Origin of the sequence: Brevibacterium mcbrellneri ATCC 49030 (assembly GCF_000178455.1) — a bacterium.
Classification (GTDB): domain Bacteria; phylum Actinomycetota; class Actinomycetes; order Actinomycetales; family Brevibacteriaceae; genus Brevibacterium; species Brevibacterium mcbrellneri.
This window is the reverse complement of record NZ_ADNU01000046.1, coordinates 1-19,162: the sequence shown is the minus strand read 5'-3', so window position 1 is coordinate 19,162 and position 19,162 is coordinate 1. Positions and strand designations below refer to the sequence as shown.

The window sequence follows — 19,162 nt, the reverse complement described above, 5'->3', positions numbered from 1 at the left end:
TCGCGTATAAGATGGAGCCATGAGCCTCGAACCGGAAGTTGCATTAGAAGAGTTCCTCTCAGCAGTCCGCGCACACTTCTCTGCCGCAGCGCACCGCACCTCTGACACCGACGCCCGCGTCGAGGCCACGTACATGGCACTCGCCGACGCTTTTGAAGTGTACGAAGACGCCCTGTACAACGCATTCGACGAAGTCACTCCACTTGAACTGTTCGACGACATAGAAGACGCAATCGCCGATGACGACAACGCGTATGACATGGACGACTTCGATGACGACCTCGACGATGATGACGACGACTACGACGAAGACGATGAGGATGACGACGAGGACGACCGCCGCTGACCTGTAGTCGCTCGGCGGTAGTCGCTTAGCTCGAAATCTGCGAAAGCGCGTCCCGAATTTCTGGTTCCAGAACTAGATCGGACTCCAGTAGCTCCGTTAACTGTCGAACCGTCCGTGGGGCCACGATCGAGCTGGACACGCCCAGTCCACGGTTCCACGCCAACGCAATATCGACGGGCCGCACGCCCAGCGCCTCGGCCGCTTTGCTCACCCCTTTGAGAATCGGCTCGTAATCCGGTCCCAGGTATGCGCCAACGTACTGTCGCAGATCGTGGGCTGCACGGGAATCTGCGGGCGTTCCCGTTGCGTACCGGCCCGTGAGAACACCGCGCCCCAGGGCAGCCCCGGCGATAACGCCCATACCCATGTAGTCACACGCCGGCACAATGTCGTCTTCAGCCGAACGGTTCACCAACGAAAGTTCCGTAAACGCGCACACAACATCCACCTCGGCGCGCATGAGCGCGACCTGCCACGCTGTGTGGTGAGCAACAGCAACATAGCCGATCTCACCTCGGGCCTGTAGGTCACGCAAGGTCAGCGCGGTTTCAGTCAGCGGTGTGTGCGGATCGAAGGCGTCTACGATCACCAGGTCCACGCAGTCACGCCCCAGCGTCTGGCGCAGCCGTGCGACCTGCTCCGTGATGACGGCGCGGGAGTTGCTGATCTGCAGTTCGCCACCGATTGACTCGATCCCGACACGAGCAGCCACACGCAACGTGGAGGGAACTTTCATGGAACCGACAAGAGCGTGGGCGCTCGACGTACACGCAGACAGTTCAAGCAGCGTCCCACCAGCATCAACGTAGGCTGACATGAGCTCAAATGCCGTTTCCCGATTGACCCTGCTCCCCCACTCAAACGTCCCAAGAGTGAGGTCCGAAACAGTGAAACCAGACTGACCAACACGGTTGTGCAACATAAGTGTTGAGGTTACCGGAATTTTCGGAGTAGTGTAACGCCTGGTCGTGTAAGAAAAGGGGTGTTCATGGACTGGCTCGTCGCCATCATTATGGGAATCGTGCAGGGACTCACGGAGTTCCTACCCATCTCCTCGTCCGCGCACTTGCGTATTGTGGGCGAGTTCCTCATGCCGGGTCGCGAACCGGGTGCCTTCTTCACCGCGATCATCCAGATCGGTACCGAAACCGCTGTTCTGGTGTACTTCTGGAAAGACATCGTTCGGATCATTTCCAAGTGGTTCAAAGCCCTGGTTGGCAAGCACGACCGACGTGACCCCGACGTTCGCCTGGGCTGGCTCGTCATCATCGGGTCGATCCCAATTGGCGTGCTGGGCCTTCTGTTCCAGGACATGATCGAGACGACGTTCCGAAGCCTGTGGATCGTGGGCAGTATGCTCATCATCTTTGGTCTGCTGTTGGGCCTTGCCGACCGCGTGGGTCGCAAGGAGTACACGCTCGACAAAATGTCCTGGGGACAGGGTTTGCTCTACGGTGGCGCCCAAGCGTTGGCGCTCATTCCCGGCGTGTCGCGTTCGGGTGGAACGATCATGGCCGGGCGTTTCATGGGCTTTACGCGTGAAGCTGCCGCTCGCTATTCGTTCTTGCTTGCGATCCCAGCAGTGATGGCCTCCGGTCTGTACTCGCTGGCCAAGGCTGCCAACGAACCGCTCACCTTGGGATGGGGCCCCACGGCCGTTGCGACGATCGTGAGCTTTGGTGTGGGTTACGCGGTGATCGTTGGATTCCTCAAGTTCATTCAGACCAAGTCGTTCGCAGTGTTCGTGTGGTACCGCGTGGCCTTGGGTATCCTGATCTTCGTCCTGTTGGGCACAGGAGTTCTGAGCGCTTAAACGCGCGTGCTTTTAGCACTCGCCACCCAAAGTGGTGCCAGATATTCTGCTTCCGCCCAGGCTCAGCGTCATCGTCTGTCCCTGTACATGAAGCACGCAAAACTGGGCAGGCTGCACCCCAAAGCGTTGAAAGTTACTCAGTCCCGCGCCAACCGCATGAGCGACCATCGCTTTTATGACGTCGCCGTGGGACACGATGAGTCCAGTTTGTCCCGGCCCGAGGTCGTTGATGAGTGACGTGAGTCCGTCCACTGCCCGGTTAAAGACGTGGGTCATCGCTTCACCGCCAGGGAACTCGAATGTGTGAGGTGACTGCTGGACCCGCTCCCAGTGTGCGCGTGTGCGCAGATCATCGAGGGCTAGACCGGACCATTCGCCGTAGTCGACTTCGTCGAACCGGCTGTCTGCTTCAATAGTGACGTCACTGCTCTGGGCGATTATTCGGTTTGAAGCAACAATGCGCGCAGTGTCCACGCACCGGTCGATCGTAGAGTGCCGGATCGCATCGATGCTCGGGAGCTCTTGAGCTACCTTGGCCACCTGCTCACGACCTCGGTCAGTGAGCTCAACACCCGCAAGGCGACCAGCAAGAACGCGTTGCACGTTCGCTGTGCTTTCACCGTGGCGCAACAGTATGATCGTCACCATGGCTTAAGACTACGGAGGTTACACAGTGAGGGGCAACAGTTGGTTGGCTGTGAGCGGCGCGTTCATGGTCGGTGCAACGATCGCTGTGCAGGGCTTAGTCAACGGTGCTTTGGCCTCGAAAGTGGGAATCGGCGTTCTGGCCGCTACGGCGTCGTTCTCGATCGGCTTGGTTCTGATCTCGATCATTACTGCAAGTAGTCGTACTGCCCGCCGAGGTGTCGTCACCGTTCTGAGTTACCTGTTCTCGGGTTTGATTCCCTTTTGGTTGTTCTTGGGTGGTGTCGCAGGTGGCACCGTGGTCATCTCGCAAGCAGTCTCGGTCCCTGTCATTGGGGTGACGATTTTTACGACTTCCATCACTGCTGGTCAGTTGGTGGGTGGTCTGCTGGTCGATGCCACCCGGGTTCCCCCTGGCGGGAAGAAGAAGATTACCGTCCAACGAGTTGCAGGCGTACTCATTGTCATGGCCGGAGTCACGGCCTCGGCGACCGGTTCCGCATCGTTGGGATTCGCGTGGTGGTGGCCCCTCTTTCCCTTTGGAGTGGGCACCCTGGTTGCGCTTCAGCAGGCCGTCAACGGGCGCATCCGAGTCATTAGTGGATCCACCCTGGCGGCGACGTTTATTAACTTCGCGGTGGGTACGTCGTACTTGGGTCTGTTTTCAATCGCGCTAGTGTCGATTGGTTATTCGTGGACTGCTCTGCCGCAGACGCACGAAATGTGGATGCTCACCGGCGGGATCCTGGGTGTTTTTGTGATCGGGATGTCGGCGTTTGTGGTCCAGGGTTTAGGTGTGCTCACCATGACCATCATTACCCTTCTTGGGAATATGACGGCATCGGTGGTCATCGATATTGCGACGGGACACGCCCAAACTGCCTTAAGCCCGCTTACCCTGCTGTCGCTGGGTTTGGTGACTACCGGCAGTCTGGTCGTGTCTACTGCACGGACTAAGCCGAAACCATAAACCTCACAAGAGTACGTGCGCCGAAGTCCAAGGCTTCCAGGGGAACGCGCTCGTCGACACCGTGGAACATGGCTGGGAAGTCCAAGTCGCCTGTCAGTTTGAGCGGAGCAAAGCCATAGCCCGTAATGCCAAGTTCGGACAATGCCTTGTTGTCGGTTCCACCAGACAGCGTGTACGGCAAAACCGTGGCGCCAGGATCTTCGGCTTCAATCGCCTCTTTCATCCGATCGACCAAGTCACCCTCAAACGGCGTTTCAAGCGACACACCCGAAATGACTTGCTCGACCACAACATCGGGTCCAGCCAGTTCCTTCAAGGTCAAAAGTGCGTCTTCATTGCGCCCGGGCAAAGGACGGCAGTCGATAAGTGCCGATGCCTGACCAGGAATCACGTTGTGCTTGTACCCAGCGTCAAGCGCAGTAGGGTTTGCTGTGGTCTGAAAGGTCGCCCCAACGAACTTCAAAGCTGATCCCAGCTCTGCAAGAAGCTTGTCGCGGTTAGCTTCCGTGTTCTCAATGCCTGTCAGTTCGGATACACCAGCAAGAAGTTCACGGGTTGCGGCAGGGGGTTCGGTAGGCCACTCGTGCTCACCGATACGGGCAACCGCGGCCGCCAACTTCACCACCGGGTTGTCGTTGTTAATCTGCGAACCGTGCCCCGCATTACCGTGGGCCGTCAGGCGGACCCACTCCATTCCCTTCTCGGCAGTTTGTACTAAGTACGCACGCTGCCCGCGAATATCAACCGAGTATCCACCCACCTCGGAGATGGCTTCAGAGGCACCTTCAAACACCTCGGGGTGGTTCTTCACAACCCAGTGCGAACCGTAAGTGGAACCAGCTTCTTCATCAGCGAAGAACGCGATGATCAGATCGCGGTCCGGCTGAACGTTGTTACGCACCAGAGCGCGAACACCGGCAACGATCATGGCGTCCATATCCTTCATGTCAACCGCACCGCGACCCCACACGCACCCGTCTTTAATGACCGCTTCGAACGGGTCGACGCTCCATTCGGACGCGTCAGCAGGAACAACGTCTGTGTGGCCGTGGACAACCAACGCCGGGCGGTCCGGGTTCTTCCCCGGGATCCTCGCAAACAGGTTGGCCCGCCCAGGAGCGGACTCGAAAATCTGGGACTCGACGCCCACCTCGGCGAGCTTTTCGGCAATATAGTCCGCGGCAATGCGTTCAGGGTTCGCCTTTCCTTCGCCCCAGTTCTGGGTGTCAAAACGGATCAGGTCCTGGCACAGCTGCACGACCTCTGACGCCGCCTCATCGCACACTTTGTCTAACGCGCTCATAAAAACTCCTTTCCCCAAATCAGTGTAGGAGCGTAACGCCAAACACGTTGATGTGTTCGTGGTTTGAACAAACTTCATGTTCTCTTCACCCCAGTTCACCTGTCACCAGCGATGACACAAGCGCGCAAACGCTAAGCTGAAAGAACGCGTATTTTGCCAAAGGAGAATCCGAGTGAAGATTATCGTTTTCGGTGGAGACGGCTTCTGTGGCTGGCCCACCGTTTTGCACCTGTCTCAGCGTGGCCACGACGTCATGATTGTCGACAATCTGTCTCGTCGCAGAATTGACGATGAACTCGGAGCACAGTCCCTCACCCCTATTGCTTCGATTGACGAACGCATCGACGCGTGGGAAGAAATCTCTGGCAACAAGCTTCAGTTCCGCAACTTCAACATGGCAACCCAGCCGGATCAGCTGCTGGAGACGCTGGTTGAGTTTGCGCCGGACACGGTCATTCACTTTGCACAACAGCGGTCCGCTCCTTATTCCATGAAGCGGCCTGAAAACAAGCGTTACACGGTGGACAACAACGTGAACGCCACCAACAATTTGCTCACCGCGATTGTCGAATCGGGTCTGGACATCCACCTGGTACACCTGGGAACCATGGGCGTGTACGGTTACGGAACCGCCGGCATGAAGATCCCGGAAGGTTACCTCGACGTGGAGGTACCCAACGAAGAAACCGGTGAGAACGTTCACCAGCAGATCCTCTACCCCACGAACCCTGGCTCCATCTACCACATGACCAAGGTTCTGGATCAGCACTTGTTCGCGTACTACGCCAAGAACGACGCGCTGCGTATCACCGACCTCCACCAGGGAATTGTGTGGGGCACCAATACGGAAGAAACGCGTAGCGACGAACGTCTCATCAACCGGTTCGACTACGACGGAGACTACGGAACCGTCCTCAACCGGTTCCTCATGCAAGCGGCCGTCGGCTACCCGCTCACGGTCCACGGAACCGGGGGCCAGACGCGCGCGTTCATCCACATCCAAGACACCGTGCGTTGCATTGAAATCGCAGTCAACAACCCACCGGCATCTGGCGATCGCGTCAAGATCTTCAACCAGATGACCGAAACGCACCGCGTCCGCGACCTCGCCAAGCTCATTTGCTCGATCACCGACGCCCGCATGGAGCTCGTGAACAACCCGCGCCACGAGTCCGCCGAGAACGACTTGCACGTCAAGAACGACACGTTCTTAGACCTCGGTCTGGAGCCCACCACGTTGTCAGAAGGCCTTCTGCTGGAGGTTGAAGAAACCGCCAAGCGTTACGCAGACCGCGCTGATATGTCGAAGATTCCAGCCCGGTCGCTGTGGACCAAGAATCAGTCCGCCGGAGTGCCCACCGACGCTCCTGTAGTCGGCTAACTGTCACGGGTCATGCGGATCGCAATATTCACCGAGGTTTTTCTTCCAAAAATCGACGGTGTAGTCACGCGGTTGCTGGGCACTTTGGACCAGCTTCACGACATGGGGCACGAGGCGGTCGTGTTCGCTCCGGGACACCCGCCTGCACGTTATGCGGGGTTCCGGGTAGAACCCGTCCGGTCGATTTCGTTTAAGCCGTGGTATCCCGAGCTTAAGCTCGGATTGCCCACCGAGCGGATCGCAACCACTATGGAACGGTTCGAACCGCACGTGGTTCACGCGGTGAATCCGGTGTGGCTGGCCGCGTGGGGAACCATGGCGGCCACACGACGCAATCTGCCACTGCTCGCGTCGTTCCACACTGATGTTCCAGAGTACGCCACCCGCTTGGGGCTCGAATGGATCACCGACACGTCTACGCGCTGGGTGCGGTACATGCACAACCGTGCCGAGGTGAACCTATGTACGTCCGGCCCCATGGTGAAGCGCGCACAAGAGGCGGGCATTCGCAACGTTGGGTTGTGGCCGCGGGCGGTCGACACGCAGACGTACTCGCCTGAGAATTATTCGCAGAGCATGCGTGAGCGGCTCACGGGTGGCAACCCTGACGACCCGCTGGTGTTGTATGTGGGAAGACTGTCCAAGGAGAAGGACCTCGACGTGTGCCGTGGCATGCTGGAACACCTGCCGGCGAACACGCGACTAGCTATGGTGGGGTCAGGGCCGCACAAGGCGCAGTTGGAGGCGATGTTCGCAGGGTCGAACACGGTTTTCACTGGCTACATGTCGGGCCAGGATCTGGCGGCGGCGTACGCGAGTGCGGATGCGTTTGTGTTCCCGTCGACAACCGAGACGTTGGGGCTCGTGGCACTTGAGTCGTTGGCGTCCGGTGTGCCGGTGGTGGGGGCACGTGCCGGGGGAATTCCGTACGCAGTTGCTGACGAGCGTACGGGCTTTCTGTTTGAGCCGGGGAATTCCGCCGAGGCGGCCCACAAGATTTCGTTGCTGTTGGACAACCGCTCACTTCGGGAGAAGATGGCGCGTGCTGGTCGCGAGCAGGCTCAGGAGTGGGGTTGGCGAACTGCAACCGAGGCCTTAGTGGGCTTTTATGAATCCGCGATTGATTTGCACCGGTATGCGCCCAAGTCGCTGGTGGGCCGATTGCGGTCGTAGGTTCATTCCGCGGCCAGGCGCATGGCTTCGCTCCACGTGCCGAACGTGTTGCGCACTGTAGCTCCTGCAGGGCGTTCCCGCCCTTGGGCTCGCTCTGCTTTGACCCATTCTTCGTATGCCTTATACGAACGGTTGTCACTGGCTTTGCTGAAGTCGGTCATGGCCTTGCGGAAGTCGTCGTGACTAAACCTGCTACTTCCCCGAGCTCGCCCGGTTTTTGCGGTAGGGATCCCAACGGCGTCGAGTGCGTCGTTCCATGCGCCCCCGCCCAGGTGAGCGCGCACGGTTTGGCTGGTGGGTGGCCACAGGCGCACGCCTGCGTTTCCGCTTCGAGGCATGCAGGCGACGATCTGCGACCGAGCCTTGTCGTAGGCAGCAGCGCTGAGTGTTTTTGCTCCTGGGGCGGCCACAATCACTCTCGCCGCGGTGGCCAGTTGCAGGATGGATGTCGCATCAAGGTCGTACGCCTTTTGCGTTGTGAGGACGTCAGTTATTCGTGCGTGGAGGTCCGCGTCAACGTCAGCGTCAGTAACGGCATCAAGGTCGTGCACCAGGGCATATATGTAAAGGGCGGCTACTTCTGTCAGCTGATGCTCGTTATGCGACATGCGTCCTCCGTGTTTACGGTGCGTTTTCCGGGTCTGATCATCTCATATCGAACGGTTGTGGCCCTGCGCTTTGACCTGCAACGGCATCGAGAATGACATTAAGATAGAGCGACTGAGTGATACCAGTCACATAGTCTATGTGATGACTCCCGCGCAGGAAGGTGAACCGATGTTAAAGCCGTCATTCCGTCAGATCCTTGACAACTCAACGCGTCCGTGCGTTGGCTTGTGGAACTCTTCGGCAAGCCCGGTGTCCATGGAAATTCTGGCCATGTCCGGCACGGATTTTATTGTGATCGACGGCGAGCACGGGCCCATCGAATTGCGTGAGATTTTGGCTCTTCTGCAGGCGTGCGAGCCATATCCGGCGACGGCTGTTGTCCGTGTTCCGTGGAATGACGAAGTGAGGATCAAACAGGTTCTCGACCTCGGTGCGCAGAACCTCGTGGTTCCTATGGTGTCAAGTGCCAACGAAGCGCAGCGAGCGGTGGAAGCGACCCGGTATCCCGCGCCTCACCGTCCGGGAAGACGAGGCATGGGTGCGATGTTAGCGCGGTCCGCACGGTGGGGTGCGGTTACCGACTACAGCGAGTCCGCAGACTCAACAGTCAGCCTGACTGTGCAGGTTGAAACGGCCCGGGGTGTAAGCAATGTGGAGGAAATCATTGCGACCGAAGGGGTCGACGCTCTGTTTGTTGGTCCGGCAGACTTGGCTGCTCACATGGGGCACGTGGGTGATTCTTCCCACGCCGAGGTCGTCGCAGCTGTCGATCATGTGGTGAGGGTCGCTGTGTCGGCTGGAATTCCCGTGGGCGTGAACGCATTTTCGCCACGTGACGCGGACCGGGTTTTGGATGCGGGTGCTGACTTCGTTGTTACCAGCGCCGATGTCCTGCTCATTGCTCAGGGCGCACAAGAGCAGGTGGTCCGAATCCGCGCACGAGACTCACGTTCATAAGCTCAGTTACGCGATTAGCCCACCTTGGACAGCCAGCGAACTGGTGCGCCCTCGCCTGCGTGGCGGAATGGTTCCAGTTCGTTGTCCCAGTCCTGGCCCAGGAGTGCGTCCATGCGTTCCGCGAACAGGTCGGGGCGACCGGAAGCAATTTCCATGACTGAACGGATGCGGTCTTCGGGGACGACGATGTTGCCGAAAGCATCGGTGATGGCGTGGTAGATGCCCAGTTCGGGCGTATGGCTCCACCGACCACCGTCGTGGCCTTCTGACGGTTCTTCGGTGACTTCGTAGCGAACGTTATCCCAACCACGAAGCGCAGATGCGATCTTGGCACCTGAACCAGCTGGGCCACGCCAGCAGATTTCGGCACGCAGGAGTCCTGGTGCCGCCGGTTGGTCGGACCAGTCAAACTTAGCTTGAGCGCCAAGAGCACCGCCTGCTGCCCATTCGATGTGCGGGCACAGTGCACGCGGTGCAGAGTGGACGAACAGTACGCCCTGAGTATTCATTGTTTCCTCCTTTGTGAATACGTCTTCCCCTACGATCCACAACGGAGGTCAGTTCATAGTTTACGGCACGACTCGCACGAACAAAAACAGGCTGAGCCGTAAGCTTTGCTAATCTTGTCTTTGCGCCCCTGTAGCTCAGCTGGTTAGAGCAGAGGACTCATAATCCTTTGGTCGTCGGTTCAAGTCCGACCGGGGGCACTTTTGATACCTAAACGTTTCTGCGTGAAGCAAGCCGGCTCAGAACGGCACGGGCACCGTCCACGCATGCAAAACGGTCGGTGGTGAAGTACGTTTCAAAGTCGGTGCGCCGTTCTGCCCCAGGCCGTGCAAGCCGGTGCGCAGTAATCATGGCAGACCAATCTGAGCTCACCACGACCACTCCGTATTCGTTGCGTAACGGATCCGATGAGTCTAACGGCCCAGTCATGATGTTCGGCAGGGTGGTCGCGACCGACTCCCCTGACACGGACGCCAGGACTCCCACCTCGGGAGCGATACTGCGGACGAGGTCACCAATGGTAGGATCCAGGCACTCGTCAGAGGAGTGAACTACCACGACAACCGCGGACGGTCCTGCGTGTTTAGCTCGCTCAAGCAGAGACCGGATCTCTTCGAGCAGAAGGTCTTGGGCGGTAATCAGTGGGTCGCGCCCCAACGACTGGCTGATCGAGTACGGAGTTCCTTGCACTTGCTTGTTGCGCGTGTAGTGGTCTGCCAGGTAGTCTTCGGCGGCCATTTCGAGAGGTTCGGGAGTTTCGGTTCCCGGTCCGAAGAATGGTCCGCTGATGAGGCGGACTCCCATTTGCTCGGCAAGGTCCACGTCGCGTTCGTCGCGGACGCCGCGTGCAAAGATCACGCCCGAGGTGCGTTCGATGTGGGATTGAAGGAGCCACGTGAGTTTGGAGAGGTATGCGCGGTCTTCGATGCGCAAGACATCCGGGTGAAGGCCCACAATCGACGGGTTGATGAGCGGGATGAAGGAAAGCGACTCCAGGTCCAGACCCACGTTGCGAATTCCAATCCCCCACCCCATCTGACGGGCCGAGCGGATTGAGCGCAACACGGCAGCCGGATTGTCGCGCACACTTGTGTGATCGAGTTTCAGGATCATGGAGCGCGCTTGCGAGTCGGGGCGTTCTTCTAGCGTGACGAGGGATTCTGGTTCGGCTGAGAAGAAGAGGCGCGTGTTTTGTGTAATGCCCGCGTTTTCAGCATCACGCAACGCGATGCCACGGATTGATGAGTCGTAGTCACCTGTGTGATCAGACTGCTGGATCGATTCACGTAAGCGATCGCTGTCACAATCGTCGATATCGCGACGGAACGGAGTGACCACATAGCCTGCAGGAGACCCCGTGACGTTGTCGTGGACGGGTTCAAATTTGGTGCCAATGAGCCCGTGCCGGATCACATGTTCGAGGTCGTCAGAATCCACCGAACGTCTCCTCACAGTATTGCTTAAGTGTGTAGGACTTGCGCAGGTTGTGGCGCAGGGCTCCCAAAGAATCTTTCCATAGGAACCGTTCTTATTCTTCCACAGCTTAGTTGCTAACGCGCGCGACGTCCCTTGACCATGTCATAAACGCCCACACACCCGGCCAATGCAACAATGACCGAAATGATGGAAAAGGACAGCGCAAAGGTTCCATCCCACCCAAGCGCTTGTTCAAACCCAAAGAAGACGCCGGTGATACTGGCAATGCCAACTGCGGTTCCCAAACGTTGACCCGCCTGGATGACACCTCCCGCTGAACCCGCGTACGCCACGGGCACGTCGTTTAAGGAAAGTGTTTGATTGGGGCTAATCACGACGCCTTGAGCGCCACCGACAAGTGTCAGCGGAATCATCATCCACCACACGCTCACATCAAACGACCGGTTGAGCAGTGCGACGCTAGCCGTGCCAATCAGTCCCACAAGCACCACCACGATACCCATGACGACCAGTTTGCGACCGTACGTAAAAACCCGTGAGCCCGACCAGCGAGAGGTAAAAATTGACAACACGGCGGCAGGGAGTCCGATCATGCCTGCTTCAAAGGCAGTGAAGTCGTGCCCCTGCTGAAGGAATACTGCAACGATCACCCATACGCTCGTCACTCCAGTGAACTGTAGCGTGATGAGTAAGGTTCCGTTCGCGAAACTCGGAGTACGGAAAAGCGCCAAATCTACCATGGGTTGGCGACCTCGTTTGGTGTAGTGGCGTTCCCACAAGGCCCAGGCAGCAAACATCATGAGTCCCACTGGCAAGAGCAGATACACCAGCCCGCTTTCGTGCTGAAGGAATGGCAACATGACAAGCAGAATTGCCAGGGTAAAGATCATTGTTCCCACGGGGTCGATGTCAGGTACGCCGGACTTGAGCGCCCGCCACGCACCTTGTGGGAACCATAGGAATGCCAAGATGATCGCGAACACCACGATGGGTACGTTGACTAAGAACGAGGATCGCCAGCCCCACTCAGGGCCCAACAATGCGATCAAAACACCGCCCAGAACCGGGCCAATGGCAACCGAAACACCTACTGTTGCACCAAACAAACCGAAAGCAACGCCACGTTGCTTACCGGTGAAAAACTGTTGGATCAGCCCCACTGTTTGGGGGTTCAGAAGGCCGGAGCCCAGCCCCATGCCCACACGCGCGAGATTCAATATCAACGTATTTGGGGCGAGCCCTGCGACCAACGAACCCGCACCAAACAGGACCAGACCGGCGATAAATAAACGACCTCGGCCGTAAACGTCCCCTGCGCGACCGGCCGGCACCAGAACGACACCGAACGACAGCGTGTACCCCGCAAGCACCCACTGGAGACCAGAGTTGGAGGCACCAATCGTCGACTGCACGGACGGCAGAACCACGTTGACGATCGAAACGCTGAGCAACGCCGAAAGCAACGGGACGAGCGCGACTCCTAGGAGTCTGCGCTGCTCAAGTGTCATCTCACCTGAGCTCATGACTTCTGTGCGATGACGGCCCGGTATATGTCTTCGAATGTGCTCACGGTGTGGCTGATGTCGTGTTGGCGGGCAATCGTCTGGGAGACTTCGCTCATGCGGCCGAGGTCGTCCTCCTCTGCCGTAGCGAGGCGGGTAAACGCGGTTGCGAGTTCGTCTACGTTGCGAGGTTCGAAGAGGTAGCCGTTCTCGCCGTGACGGACCAGGTGAGGAAGGGCAACGGCGTCGGCGAGGACAACGGGCTTGCCGGATGCCAACGCTTCAAGTGTGGCGATCGACTGCAGTTCCGCGGTGGACGGCATGCAGAAGAAGGTGGCGTCTTTGTACGCCTGCACAAGTTGTTCTTGGCTGACTTTGCCGGGAATGTTGACGCGGTCCGCAATGCCGAGGTCCTGCGCCTGTTGTTTCAGTGCCTGAAGTTGTTCGCCTGCCCCGATGATCGTGGCGTGGAGGTTCAGTTCTGGTGAGGTGCGTGCAACTGCTGCCAGCAGGTCCTCGATGTGTTTTTCACTTGAGAGGCGACCTACGAACAGGACTGAAGGTGGCTTGTCCCCCGCGGGTTCGTCGCTGGGCGAGAATTCCGACAGGTCGATTCCGCACGACACTGGGCGGACGTGGCGTGTGAAGCCGTTTTCGGTAAGGAGATCGGCGGCGAGCTGGGTGGGAACGGTGAGATAGTCCGCTTGTTCGAACTGGTTCTTCAGATCCCGCCAAGCCATGCGGGTTCCGACCGAACGGACCGGGCCAGGGGCAAGGATGTAGGGTTCCACGTTGTTGGGCATGAAGTGGTTAGTGGCCACCAGCGGGATGTTCCGGGCGGTTGCTTCAGCGATCGCATACCGGCCAATCACAAAGTGAGCTTGCGTGTGAATAACGTCCGGCTTAATCGTGTCAATCAGGTTCTTGACCGCAGGTTTGACCCACCACGGCATGCAGATCATCCATGTGGGGTGCCACGGCCAGTGCCAGGACCTGATGTAGTGAACCCACACATCGCCTGCGCGTTCACTGCGTTCGTACCCCGAAGGTGACGGACAAATGACGTGAACCGAGTGCCCTCTGCTCGCTAAACCGTGGGCGAGTCGCTCCGCAAAAACTGCTGCGCCATTCACTTCGGGCGCGTAGGTTTCGGCGGCCAAACAAATCGTCAAGGGCTCTGAAGCGGCGTGGTGCTCTTTCAGTGTTACTCCCAGTTCGGTCGTCATGGTCGGATTTCAATCTACCGCACTTGGGTCGAGGTTCGTCCAATGTACGTGTCAGACGTGTCGTTACGCACGTGTTCTTACGTGCTGGTTTGTGCTTTGAGTTCGGCTCTGCGCAGTACGTCTGGATGGTACTTGGACAGAATAAAGACTGCGCCGCATGCGCTCAAACCGATAAGGCTCATCACGATCACAACCCACACGGGAGCGTCTGTTGCTTCTCCCAGGATCACGGCACCAAGAAACACAGCGACGATAGGGTCGATCACGGTTAGTCCTGCGATGACGAGTTCTGGCGGACCGGACGCATAGGCGGACTGAACAAAAATGGATCCGGCTAGTCCGGCCAACACGATGGCGGCGACGTTCAGCCACGTGATGCCACCAAGTCCGTAGGTCAGAAACTGCACGGAAACCACGTGGGTGTTGGTGGCAACGCACGCGAACAAGATTCCGCCTGCAATGACGTATACCAACTGTGGTGGGGCTTTTATGATCAGCTTCACTAACGTGAAAACGGCGATAGATACGCCGGTGGCCCACACAAGGGGCAGCGTCTCGGCACCCTGCTGAACTTGAGGTTTCGCCACCATGGCCGACATAAACACGAAAAGCCCCACACCCACGGTGCACCACGCGACAGAGGCGATGATGCGTTTTGTGAGTTTGAGGTTTCGAGTTCGTTGGGCGATGAGGACTGAAATGACGAGTGAGATCGCACCTACTGGCTGTACAACCATCACGGCTGCAAGAGCCAGGGACAGCGTGCCGCAGATAACCCCGACAACGGTGATCGACATTCCCAGTACCCACGTGCGGTTTGAGAACATCCCTAGGAAAGACTTCACACCGAACTTGGTGCCGGTGGCATGGGACTCATTGACACCTCGGTGTTGGAATACCGCCCCGAACGCCAAAGCCACGGCCGATACGACGGCGAGGCATAGTGCGATAGGAGTAGTATTCACAACGATTATCTTAAAGGGGAGATTCTGAACGTTTGGTGACTGCCACGGGGGCGTGGGCCACTATTTGATGCCCATCACGCCACATAGGGGCACGGACCAGTCCAGTTGCTGGGCCTTTTCAAACAGTGGGAGGGCTTTTTCGCGTACGTGGGCGGGGATTTCGACGGCTTTGCGTGCGTCCATGTCCACGTGAAGTAGCACGGTTTCGAAAATCATTGCGAGCTGGTCGCGTTCGCGGTCCAGGACGAGCACTACGAGGTGGACACCTTTTGAACCGAGCTTCACCGGGTACACGTGTCCCGTGAGGCGTTCACCGAGTGTCATTTCCGCCAGGTAGCGCAGGTGATGTTCGACTGTGAATAGCGAGAGGCGGTGTTCGTCACGGTATGTGCTGTCGAAACCGGCTTCCTCCATGAGGGTCAGGGAGGCCAGTGACGCCACGTCGATGTAGTGGCGAATGTTCATGTGTTCGTTGTGGTCGATCCACTCTGGTGGCACGCGTAGGTCTGCGTGAGCGGGAAGTTCCATGACTTGGTCGAAAGTGGGGAGCGTCATTACTTTTCCTTTCGAGGTCCGAGGTTCTTGAACGAGAATAACCTACGGGCGGATTCCACGGATATACGCGTCGATGAGCCATTCGTGGAGATCTGGGATTTGTTGCTCTACAAACGCTGGAAGAGGACGGGTGGCGGCAGCGACTCCGACGATGAGTCGCATGGCGTCAATGTCACCGATCAGGCCCGCTTCACGGGCTCGGACGAGGATGGGGTCGAAACGCGCAAGGCGGTCTGCGCGGGCGGACGACACTCTTTCCGAGGTCGCGAATTCTGGATCCTCTTCAGCCACTGCAACGAGCTGGGCGCTCAAATGCGTCTGGGCGAACTCGATGATGAAAGTGCGCCAGGCCGCCTCCGGGCCAGCGTCCCACTGCTCTAAAGCGCGGTCCATGGCGGCGAGTCCCTCGGAGCTCATCTGCATAACCAGGGCGAGGAAGAGATCGCCACGTGTAGGGAAGTGCCGATAAAGTGTCGCAATTCCAACACCGGCCTCCGCTGCAATGGCCCGCAACGAAACACCCGCGCCTTGTTCTGCGATCAAGGTGCGGGCAACGCTTAGTAGTGCCTCTCGGTTCTGTTGAGCATCTGACCTCATGTGACCTCCCGTGTTTGCACCCCATGTTTGCACCAGTATAACCGGAGCGCTATGCTTCTTTTATATCCGGAGCGCCGTGTTCCGTTTAGTGAGGAGTTGTCATGTCAGAAACCGCACAAAAGACAAAAGAGACATCGGAGACGAGGAAGCGTCGCCAACTTGGTCCGGTCGCCATCACCGGGCTTGTAAGTGTCATCATCGCCCTTATGTTGCTGGCCTTCCTTACGCCAGCTATTCACTCAGGCGCGCACGACATTCCTTTGGCCGTGTCAGCACCGGAACCTGCCAAGGCCGCATTGACGCAAAAGATCGAGGCATCTGGCGCATTCAAGGTTGTTGACGCTTCTGGCCCAGAGGACGCCGTAGAGAAGGTGAAGAACCGCGAGACGGTTGGCGCAATCTCTGCCACCCCGACTGGGACTGAGGTCACCATCGCCAGCGGCGCTGGAGCACCATATGTGGCGGCGCTGAAAGGCGTTGCGTCACAGATGAAAGCCGGCGGGCAGGAAGTCACTGTCAACGATGTTGCGCCTATGACGGAGCAAGATCCGCAGGGCATGGGCTTGGCTTCAGCGCTGTTGCCACTGATCTTCGGAGGTATGGCTTCGTCGGTGTTGCTCGCTACGCAGCTGAAGTCCGCAAGCAAAAGGACTCTAGGCGCTGTTGGCGTGGCAGTGCTAGGTGGACTCGTCGCCGCCGCGATTTTGCAGCCGTGGTTTAACGCCGTAGCTGGTAGCTTCTGGTTGCTTTGGGCTGGGCTGTCGCTTGGAATTCTTGCGATCTCGAGCACCGTGCTGGGCTTGTTTTCGGTCATGGGATTCGGAGGAGTTGGCATTGGTGCTGTTCTCATGCTGTTTGTCTCCAATCCGCTGTCAGGCTTTACTGCTGGCCCCCACTGGCTCCCTGCTGGTTGGGGTGCGTTGGGGCAGTGGATGCCAGTCGGCGCGGCCGGCACTTTCCTTCGTTCGGCTGCCTATTTCGACGGTCGCGGCTTAGGTGCCTCTCCTTGGGTGCTCGTAGCCTGGATTGTCGCTGGCTTGTTCCTGATCGCGATCGGAGCTCGCCGACGGAAGGACTGAGCTAGAACGGCTCTGGTTAGAACGACCTCGATTAAAGGGTGACAGCCAGCACTGCCGCTCGACTAAGCCACCACCGGCCGGGTTTGCCAGATCAGCTTCAATCAGAAAGGTGGTGGCGAATCAGAATGGTGGTGGTTCTTTGCTGGGTTCCCATGGTCGGGCGTCGCCGTTAAACACCTCCCCTGCGTTTGCGTACTCGTCAGCGACCGCGCGGTCATACCCGCTCACCGCCCCGTCAGTTCGCCCGTCAGCCTGGCCGACAGTTCTTCCGTCATCTGACCCGGCAGTTTGCCCACCAGTGCCCCTGTCCGTTTGTACGGGTGTTCTCCGGCTGGGCGCCTGGCTATGAGCGCTTGTTTGTTCTGTTGCTAGGTAGTTGTTGATGGTGTGGCTGATGTCTTGGTCACCGGTATCGAAGTACTCGATTAACCGCTCATAGTGAAGTTGGTTGATCCTCGATTCTGGTGGGTAGACCAGCATGGCACCAATCCTGGGCAGCACCCACGCCAGGGAACCGTCATCCATCTTGTCGACGCGGAGTCGTTTCTGGGTTTTCTCTTGATGATGCCGTTTACACAACGGGTGCAAATTCTCCATCACAGTCAACCCACCATTCTCGGGGTCCTGATGGTTGAACGGTTCGATATGGTCCTTCTCACACACCCTGGCAGGGACCGCGCACCACGGGACACTGCAATCAGGGTGCCTAGCTTCGACCATGCGTTTCAAAGCTGCTGGTATGTAGTACTTCGTCGGCGTAGACTCCAGGACTACCCCGGTTTGCGGGTCGGTGAACATCCGGTACACCCACTTCGCCTGAGCAATCACCTCATCAGCAGTCTTAGCATCTAACGGCACCCGACCATTCATCATCACCGGAACCCGCACATCTGGGTCCACATTGACCGGTAGCCCAAAATCAAGCTCACTGCCCGCAGCACTATCAGCACCTGGCGAGCCTCCGGCACCCGGTGGCACATCAGTCCCTAGTGGCGCACTACTCCCCTGGTTCTGGGATGTTTGTTCTTTGGTTTCGTGTCTTCCAGAATCTTGTTGTTCGGGTCTGTGTTCACCTGGCCCGGGGTCTTTTCCGGATCTTTGTCTTTTCGGTCTGCGTTTCTCGAATCGGTGCTTTTCGTTTTCGTATTCTCTTGGTCTGTGTTCTTCGTTTCCGTCGGGACTTCGCTCTTGTCCAATGTTTGGTGGTGGGTTGTTCATGAGGAAGTGCAGTACCGGGACTGTGAGAGTAATGCTGGCTTGGGATTTCAACCATTCTTCTTTTTCAGGCATCGACACGCACAACTCAAGCTCACAAACCTGCTCAGCCTGCTTAGCTTCACACCTGTCAGCCCACACAGAACCGTCCGCATCGCCCGGACCGGGCCCATCAGCACCAGGCCCGTCAGTTGCGGAACCGCCGTTTGCATCAGCACCGTTAGCGTCAGCAGCGGGAATCCCCGCCTCGAAAGCACTGTTTGTACCCTTGGCAGTAGCGTTCCCGCCCTGAGCTTGTGTGCCGTTTTGGAGGATCACTTCAGCCCCATCCGTACTCGGGCTATCTGGCCCGGTGTAGGTGACTCTGATCGGTGCTTGTTTACCTGTCCGGGTCACTCGGACACGCAGCGTGGTTGAGGGTTTAGCCCCTGTGATCAAGTCCAGGGTGAGTTGGTCCATGAGCCGGTCATCATCAACCTCAACCCGACCTAGATCACCAACCCGCACTTCAGAAACTTCACCGTTGTCTTCGGTGACGAAAAGGGCTTGTTGTTCATCCGTCAACGTGGCAGTGAAAGGTTCTACGTGGTTCGCCATGATTGCCCTGGCAGTCCCGCGTACACGCTGATAAAACGCTTCCATCTCCAACACCGGTCCAGTCAGACTCAACGTGGCTGTACCGTCATCATTGACCCAGTACGACACTGACCGGTTACGTTTCGCGTTCTCCGCCCGGGTTTCTGGGGTCGTGAGCATGGCAAGCACTTCAGTGACATGCCGTTTAAAGGTTTTCCATGACACGTCCACCCGTTTACTGGTGAGCATGTCATCAAACACGGGGATACACACCCCAGCACGACCAACCCTGCCAGCGGTATACAA

19 protein-coding genes and 1 tRNA gene are annotated in these 19,162 nt (G+C 58.0%); 8 read left to right on the top strand and 12 right to left on the bottom strand.

Features of this window, described 5'->3' with window-relative positions; translation table 11 throughout:
• Window positions 1-19: 19 nt before the first annotated feature.
• Entirely contained in the window at window positions 20-346 is a 327-nt protein-coding gene (locus HMPREF0183_RS07705; protein WP_005884703.1) for a hypothetical protein, read from the top strand.
• Between the two features lie 25 nt (window positions 347-371).
• On the opposite strand, the gene HMPREF0183_RS07700 is transcribed toward HMPREF0183_RS07705, so the two are convergent.
• Window positions 372-1,268 (bottom strand): aldo/keto reductase, encoded by an 897-nt coding sequence (locus HMPREF0183_RS07700; RefSeq protein WP_005884701.1) that lies wholly within the window; start codon window positions 1,266-1,268, stop codon window positions 372-374.
• A 66-nt stretch (window positions 1,269-1,334) separates the two neighbouring features.
• On the opposite strand from HMPREF0183_RS07700, the gene HMPREF0183_RS07695 reads away from it, so the two are divergent.
• Window positions 1,335-2,159, top strand: coding sequence for an undecaprenyl-diphosphate phosphatase (locus tag HMPREF0183_RS07695; protein ID WP_005884699.1), 825 nt, complete (start codon window positions 1,335-1,337; stop codon window positions 2,157-2,159).
• Window positions 2,160-2,171: 12 nt separating this feature from the next.
• Here the strand turns inward: HMPREF0183_RS07695 and HMPREF0183_RS07690 are convergent, their stop codons facing one another.
• Window positions 2,172-2,807, bottom strand: a complete 636-nt coding sequence (locus HMPREF0183_RS07690; protein ID WP_005884697.1) for a histidine phosphatase family protein — start codon at window positions 2,805-2,807, stop codon at window positions 2,172-2,174.
• Between the two features lie 49 nt (window positions 2,808-2,856).
• Here HMPREF0183_RS07690 and HMPREF0183_RS07685 point away from each other — a divergent pair, with 49 nt between their 5' ends.
• Complete coding sequence (locus HMPREF0183_RS07685) at window positions 2,857-3,774, top strand: DMT family transporter (protein ID WP_050775384.1); 918 nt, start codon at window positions 2,857-2,859, stop codon at window positions 3,772-3,774.
• On the opposite strand, the gene HMPREF0183_RS07680 is transcribed toward HMPREF0183_RS07685, so the two are convergent.
• Window positions 3,758-5,077: a M20/M25/M40 family metallo-hydrolase gene (locus HMPREF0183_RS07680; RefSeq protein WP_005884694.1), complete on the bottom strand. Its 1,320-nt coding sequence runs from the start codon at window positions 5,075-5,077 to the stop codon at window positions 3,758-3,760. The two genes, HMPREF0183_RS07685 and HMPREF0183_RS07680, sit on opposite strands and share 17 nt — an antisense overlap.
• Window positions 5,078-5,249: 172 nt before the next feature.
• Here HMPREF0183_RS07680 and HMPREF0183_RS07675 point away from each other — a divergent pair, with 172 nt between their 5' ends.
• A complete protein-coding gene (locus tag HMPREF0183_RS07675) occupies window positions 5,250-6,458 on the top strand; it encodes an NAD-dependent epimerase/dehydratase family protein (RefSeq protein WP_005884692.1) in 1,209 nt (402 codons plus the stop codon).
• Between the two features lie 12 nt (window positions 6,459-6,470).
• Window positions 6,471-7,631 (top strand): glycosyltransferase, encoded by a 1,161-nt coding sequence (locus HMPREF0183_RS07670; protein ID WP_005884691.1) that lies wholly within the window; start codon window positions 6,471-6,473, stop codon window positions 7,629-7,631.
• Between the two features lie 2 nt (window positions 7,632-7,633).
• On the opposite strand, the gene HMPREF0183_RS07665 is transcribed toward HMPREF0183_RS07670, so the two are convergent.
• Entirely contained in the window at window positions 7,634-8,239 is a 606-nt protein-coding gene (locus HMPREF0183_RS07665; RefSeq protein WP_005884689.1) for a hypothetical protein, read from the bottom strand.
• Window positions 8,240-8,408: 169 nt separating this feature from the next.
• Between HMPREF0183_RS07665 and HMPREF0183_RS07660 the strand changes: the two genes are divergently transcribed.
• The gene (locus HMPREF0183_RS07660) at window positions 8,409-9,197 is read left to right on the top strand and encodes an HpcH/HpaI aldolase family protein (RefSeq protein ID WP_050775383.1); all 789 of its coding nucleotides are present in this window, start codon (window positions 8,409-8,411) and stop codon (window positions 9,195-9,197) included.
• A gap of 14 nt (window positions 9,198-9,211) precedes the next feature.
• Here the strand turns inward: HMPREF0183_RS07660 and HMPREF0183_RS07655 are convergent, their stop codons facing one another.
• Entirely contained in the window at window positions 9,212-9,706 is a 495-nt protein-coding gene (locus HMPREF0183_RS07655; protein ID WP_040348576.1) for a DUF3145 domain-containing protein, read from the bottom strand.
• A 124-nt stretch (window positions 9,707-9,830) separates the two neighbouring features.
• Between HMPREF0183_RS07655 and HMPREF0183_RS07650 the strand changes: the two genes are divergently transcribed.
• Window positions 9,831-9,904 (top strand) — tRNA-Ile (locus tag HMPREF0183_RS07650).
• Window positions 9,905-9,914: 10 nt separating this feature from the next.
• Here the strand turns inward: HMPREF0183_RS07650 and HMPREF0183_RS07645 are convergent.
• The 6 genes from HMPREF0183_RS07645 to HMPREF0183_RS07620 form a co-directional block, all read right to left on the bottom strand.
• A complete protein-coding gene (locus HMPREF0183_RS07645; protein ID WP_005884683.1) occupies window positions 9,915-11,141 on the bottom strand; it encodes an EAL domain-containing protein in 1,227 nt (408 codons plus the stop codon).
• A gap of 113 nt (window positions 11,142-11,254) precedes the next feature.
• Window positions 11,255-12,664 (bottom strand): MFS transporter, encoded by a 1,410-nt coding sequence (locus tag HMPREF0183_RS07640; RefSeq protein ID WP_005884681.1) that lies wholly within the window; start codon window positions 12,662-12,664, stop codon window positions 11,255-11,257.
• Window positions 12,661-13,869, bottom strand: coding sequence for a glycosyltransferase (locus HMPREF0183_RS07635; protein WP_005884679.1), 1,209 nt, complete (start codon window positions 13,867-13,869; stop codon window positions 12,661-12,663). Before HMPREF0183_RS07635 ends, HMPREF0183_RS07640 begins: the two co-directional genes overlap by 4 nt.
• 77 nt (window positions 13,870-13,946) lie before the next feature.
• Window positions 13,947-14,834 (bottom strand): DMT family protein, encoded by an 888-nt coding sequence (locus tag HMPREF0183_RS07630; protein ID WP_239272083.1) that lies wholly within the window; start codon window positions 14,832-14,834, stop codon window positions 13,947-13,949.
• Window positions 14,835-14,894: 60 nt separating this feature from the next.
• On the bottom strand, window positions 14,895-15,389 hold the full coding sequence (locus HMPREF0183_RS07625) for an acyl-CoA thioesterase (RefSeq protein WP_005884675.1): 495 nt from the start codon (window positions 15,387-15,389) through the stop codon (window positions 14,895-14,897).
• A gap of 42 nt (window positions 15,390-15,431) precedes the next feature.
• Entirely contained in the window at window positions 15,432-15,986 is a 555-nt protein-coding gene (locus HMPREF0183_RS07620) for a TetR/AcrR family transcriptional regulator (protein ID WP_005884674.1), read from the bottom strand.
• Window positions 15,987-16,087: 101 nt separating this feature from the next.
• Here HMPREF0183_RS07620 and HMPREF0183_RS07615 point away from each other — a divergent pair, with 101 nt between their 5' ends.
• Window positions 16,088-17,065: an ABC transporter permease gene (locus HMPREF0183_RS07615; RefSeq protein WP_005884671.1), complete on the top strand. Its 978-nt coding sequence runs from the start codon at window positions 16,088-16,090 to the stop codon at window positions 17,063-17,065.
• Window positions 17,066-17,185: 120 nt separating this feature from the next.
• On the opposite strand, the gene HMPREF0183_RS12960 is transcribed toward HMPREF0183_RS07615, so the two are convergent.
• Window positions 17,186-19,162 (bottom strand): HNH endonuclease signature motif containing protein (locus HMPREF0183_RS12960; protein WP_169309670.1); only part of this gene is annotated, 1,977 nt, incomplete at its 5' end.

Bases quoted from the DNA above. Each gene is read 5' to 3' on its own strand.
- HMPREF0183_RS07705 (WP_005884703.1), top strand. From the start codon at position 20: ATGAGCCTCGAACCGGAAGTTGCATTAGAAGAGTTCCTCTCAGCAGTC.
- HMPREF0183_RS07700 (WP_005884701.1), bottom strand. From the start codon at position 1,268: ATGTTGCACAACCGTGTTGGTCAGTCTGGTTTCACTGTTTCGGACCTC.
- HMPREF0183_RS07695 (WP_005884699.1), top strand. From the start codon at position 1,335: ATGGACTGGCTCGTCGCCATCATTATGGGAATCGTGCAGGGACTCACG.
- HMPREF0183_RS07690 (WP_005884697.1), bottom strand. From the start codon at position 2,807: ATGGTGACGATCATACTGTTGCGCCACGGTGAAAGCACAGCGAACGTG.
- HMPREF0183_RS07680 (WP_005884694.1), bottom strand. From the start codon at position 5,077: ATGAGCGCGTTAGACAAAGTGTGCGATGAGGCGGCGTCAGAGGTCGTG.
- HMPREF0183_RS07670 (WP_005884691.1), top strand. From the start codon at position 6,471: ATGCGGATCGCAATATTCACCGAGGTTTTTCTTCCAAAAATCGACGGT.
- HMPREF0183_RS07665 (WP_005884689.1), bottom strand. From the start codon at position 8,239: ATGTCGCATAACGAGCATCAGCTGACAGAAGTAGCCGCCCTTTACATA.
- HMPREF0183_RS07660 (WP_050775383.1), top strand. From the start codon at position 8,409: ATGTTAAAGCCGTCATTCCGTCAGATCCTTGACAACTCAACGCGTCCG.
- HMPREF0183_RS07655 (WP_040348576.1), bottom strand. From the start codon at position 9,706: ATGAATACTCAGGGCGTACTGTTCGTCCACTCTGCACCGCGTGCACTG.
- HMPREF0183_RS07640 (WP_005884681.1), bottom strand. From the start codon at position 12,664: ATGAGCTCAGGTGAGATGACACTTGAGCAGCGCAGACTCCTAGGAGTC.
- HMPREF0183_RS07635 (WP_005884679.1), bottom strand. From the start codon at position 13,869: ATGACGACCGAACTGGGAGTAACACTGAAAGAGCACCACGCCGCTTCA.
- HMPREF0183_RS07625 (WP_005884675.1), bottom strand. From the start codon at position 15,389: ATGACGCTCCCCACTTTCGACCAAGTCATGGAACTTCCCGCTCACGCA.
- HMPREF0183_RS07620 (WP_005884674.1), bottom strand. From the start codon at position 15,986: ATGAGGTCAGATGCTCAACAGAACCGAGAGGCACTACTAAGCGTTGCC.
- HMPREF0183_RS07615 (WP_005884671.1), top strand. From the start codon at position 16,088: ATGTCAGAAACCGCACAAAAGACAAAAGAGACATCGGAGACGAGGAAG.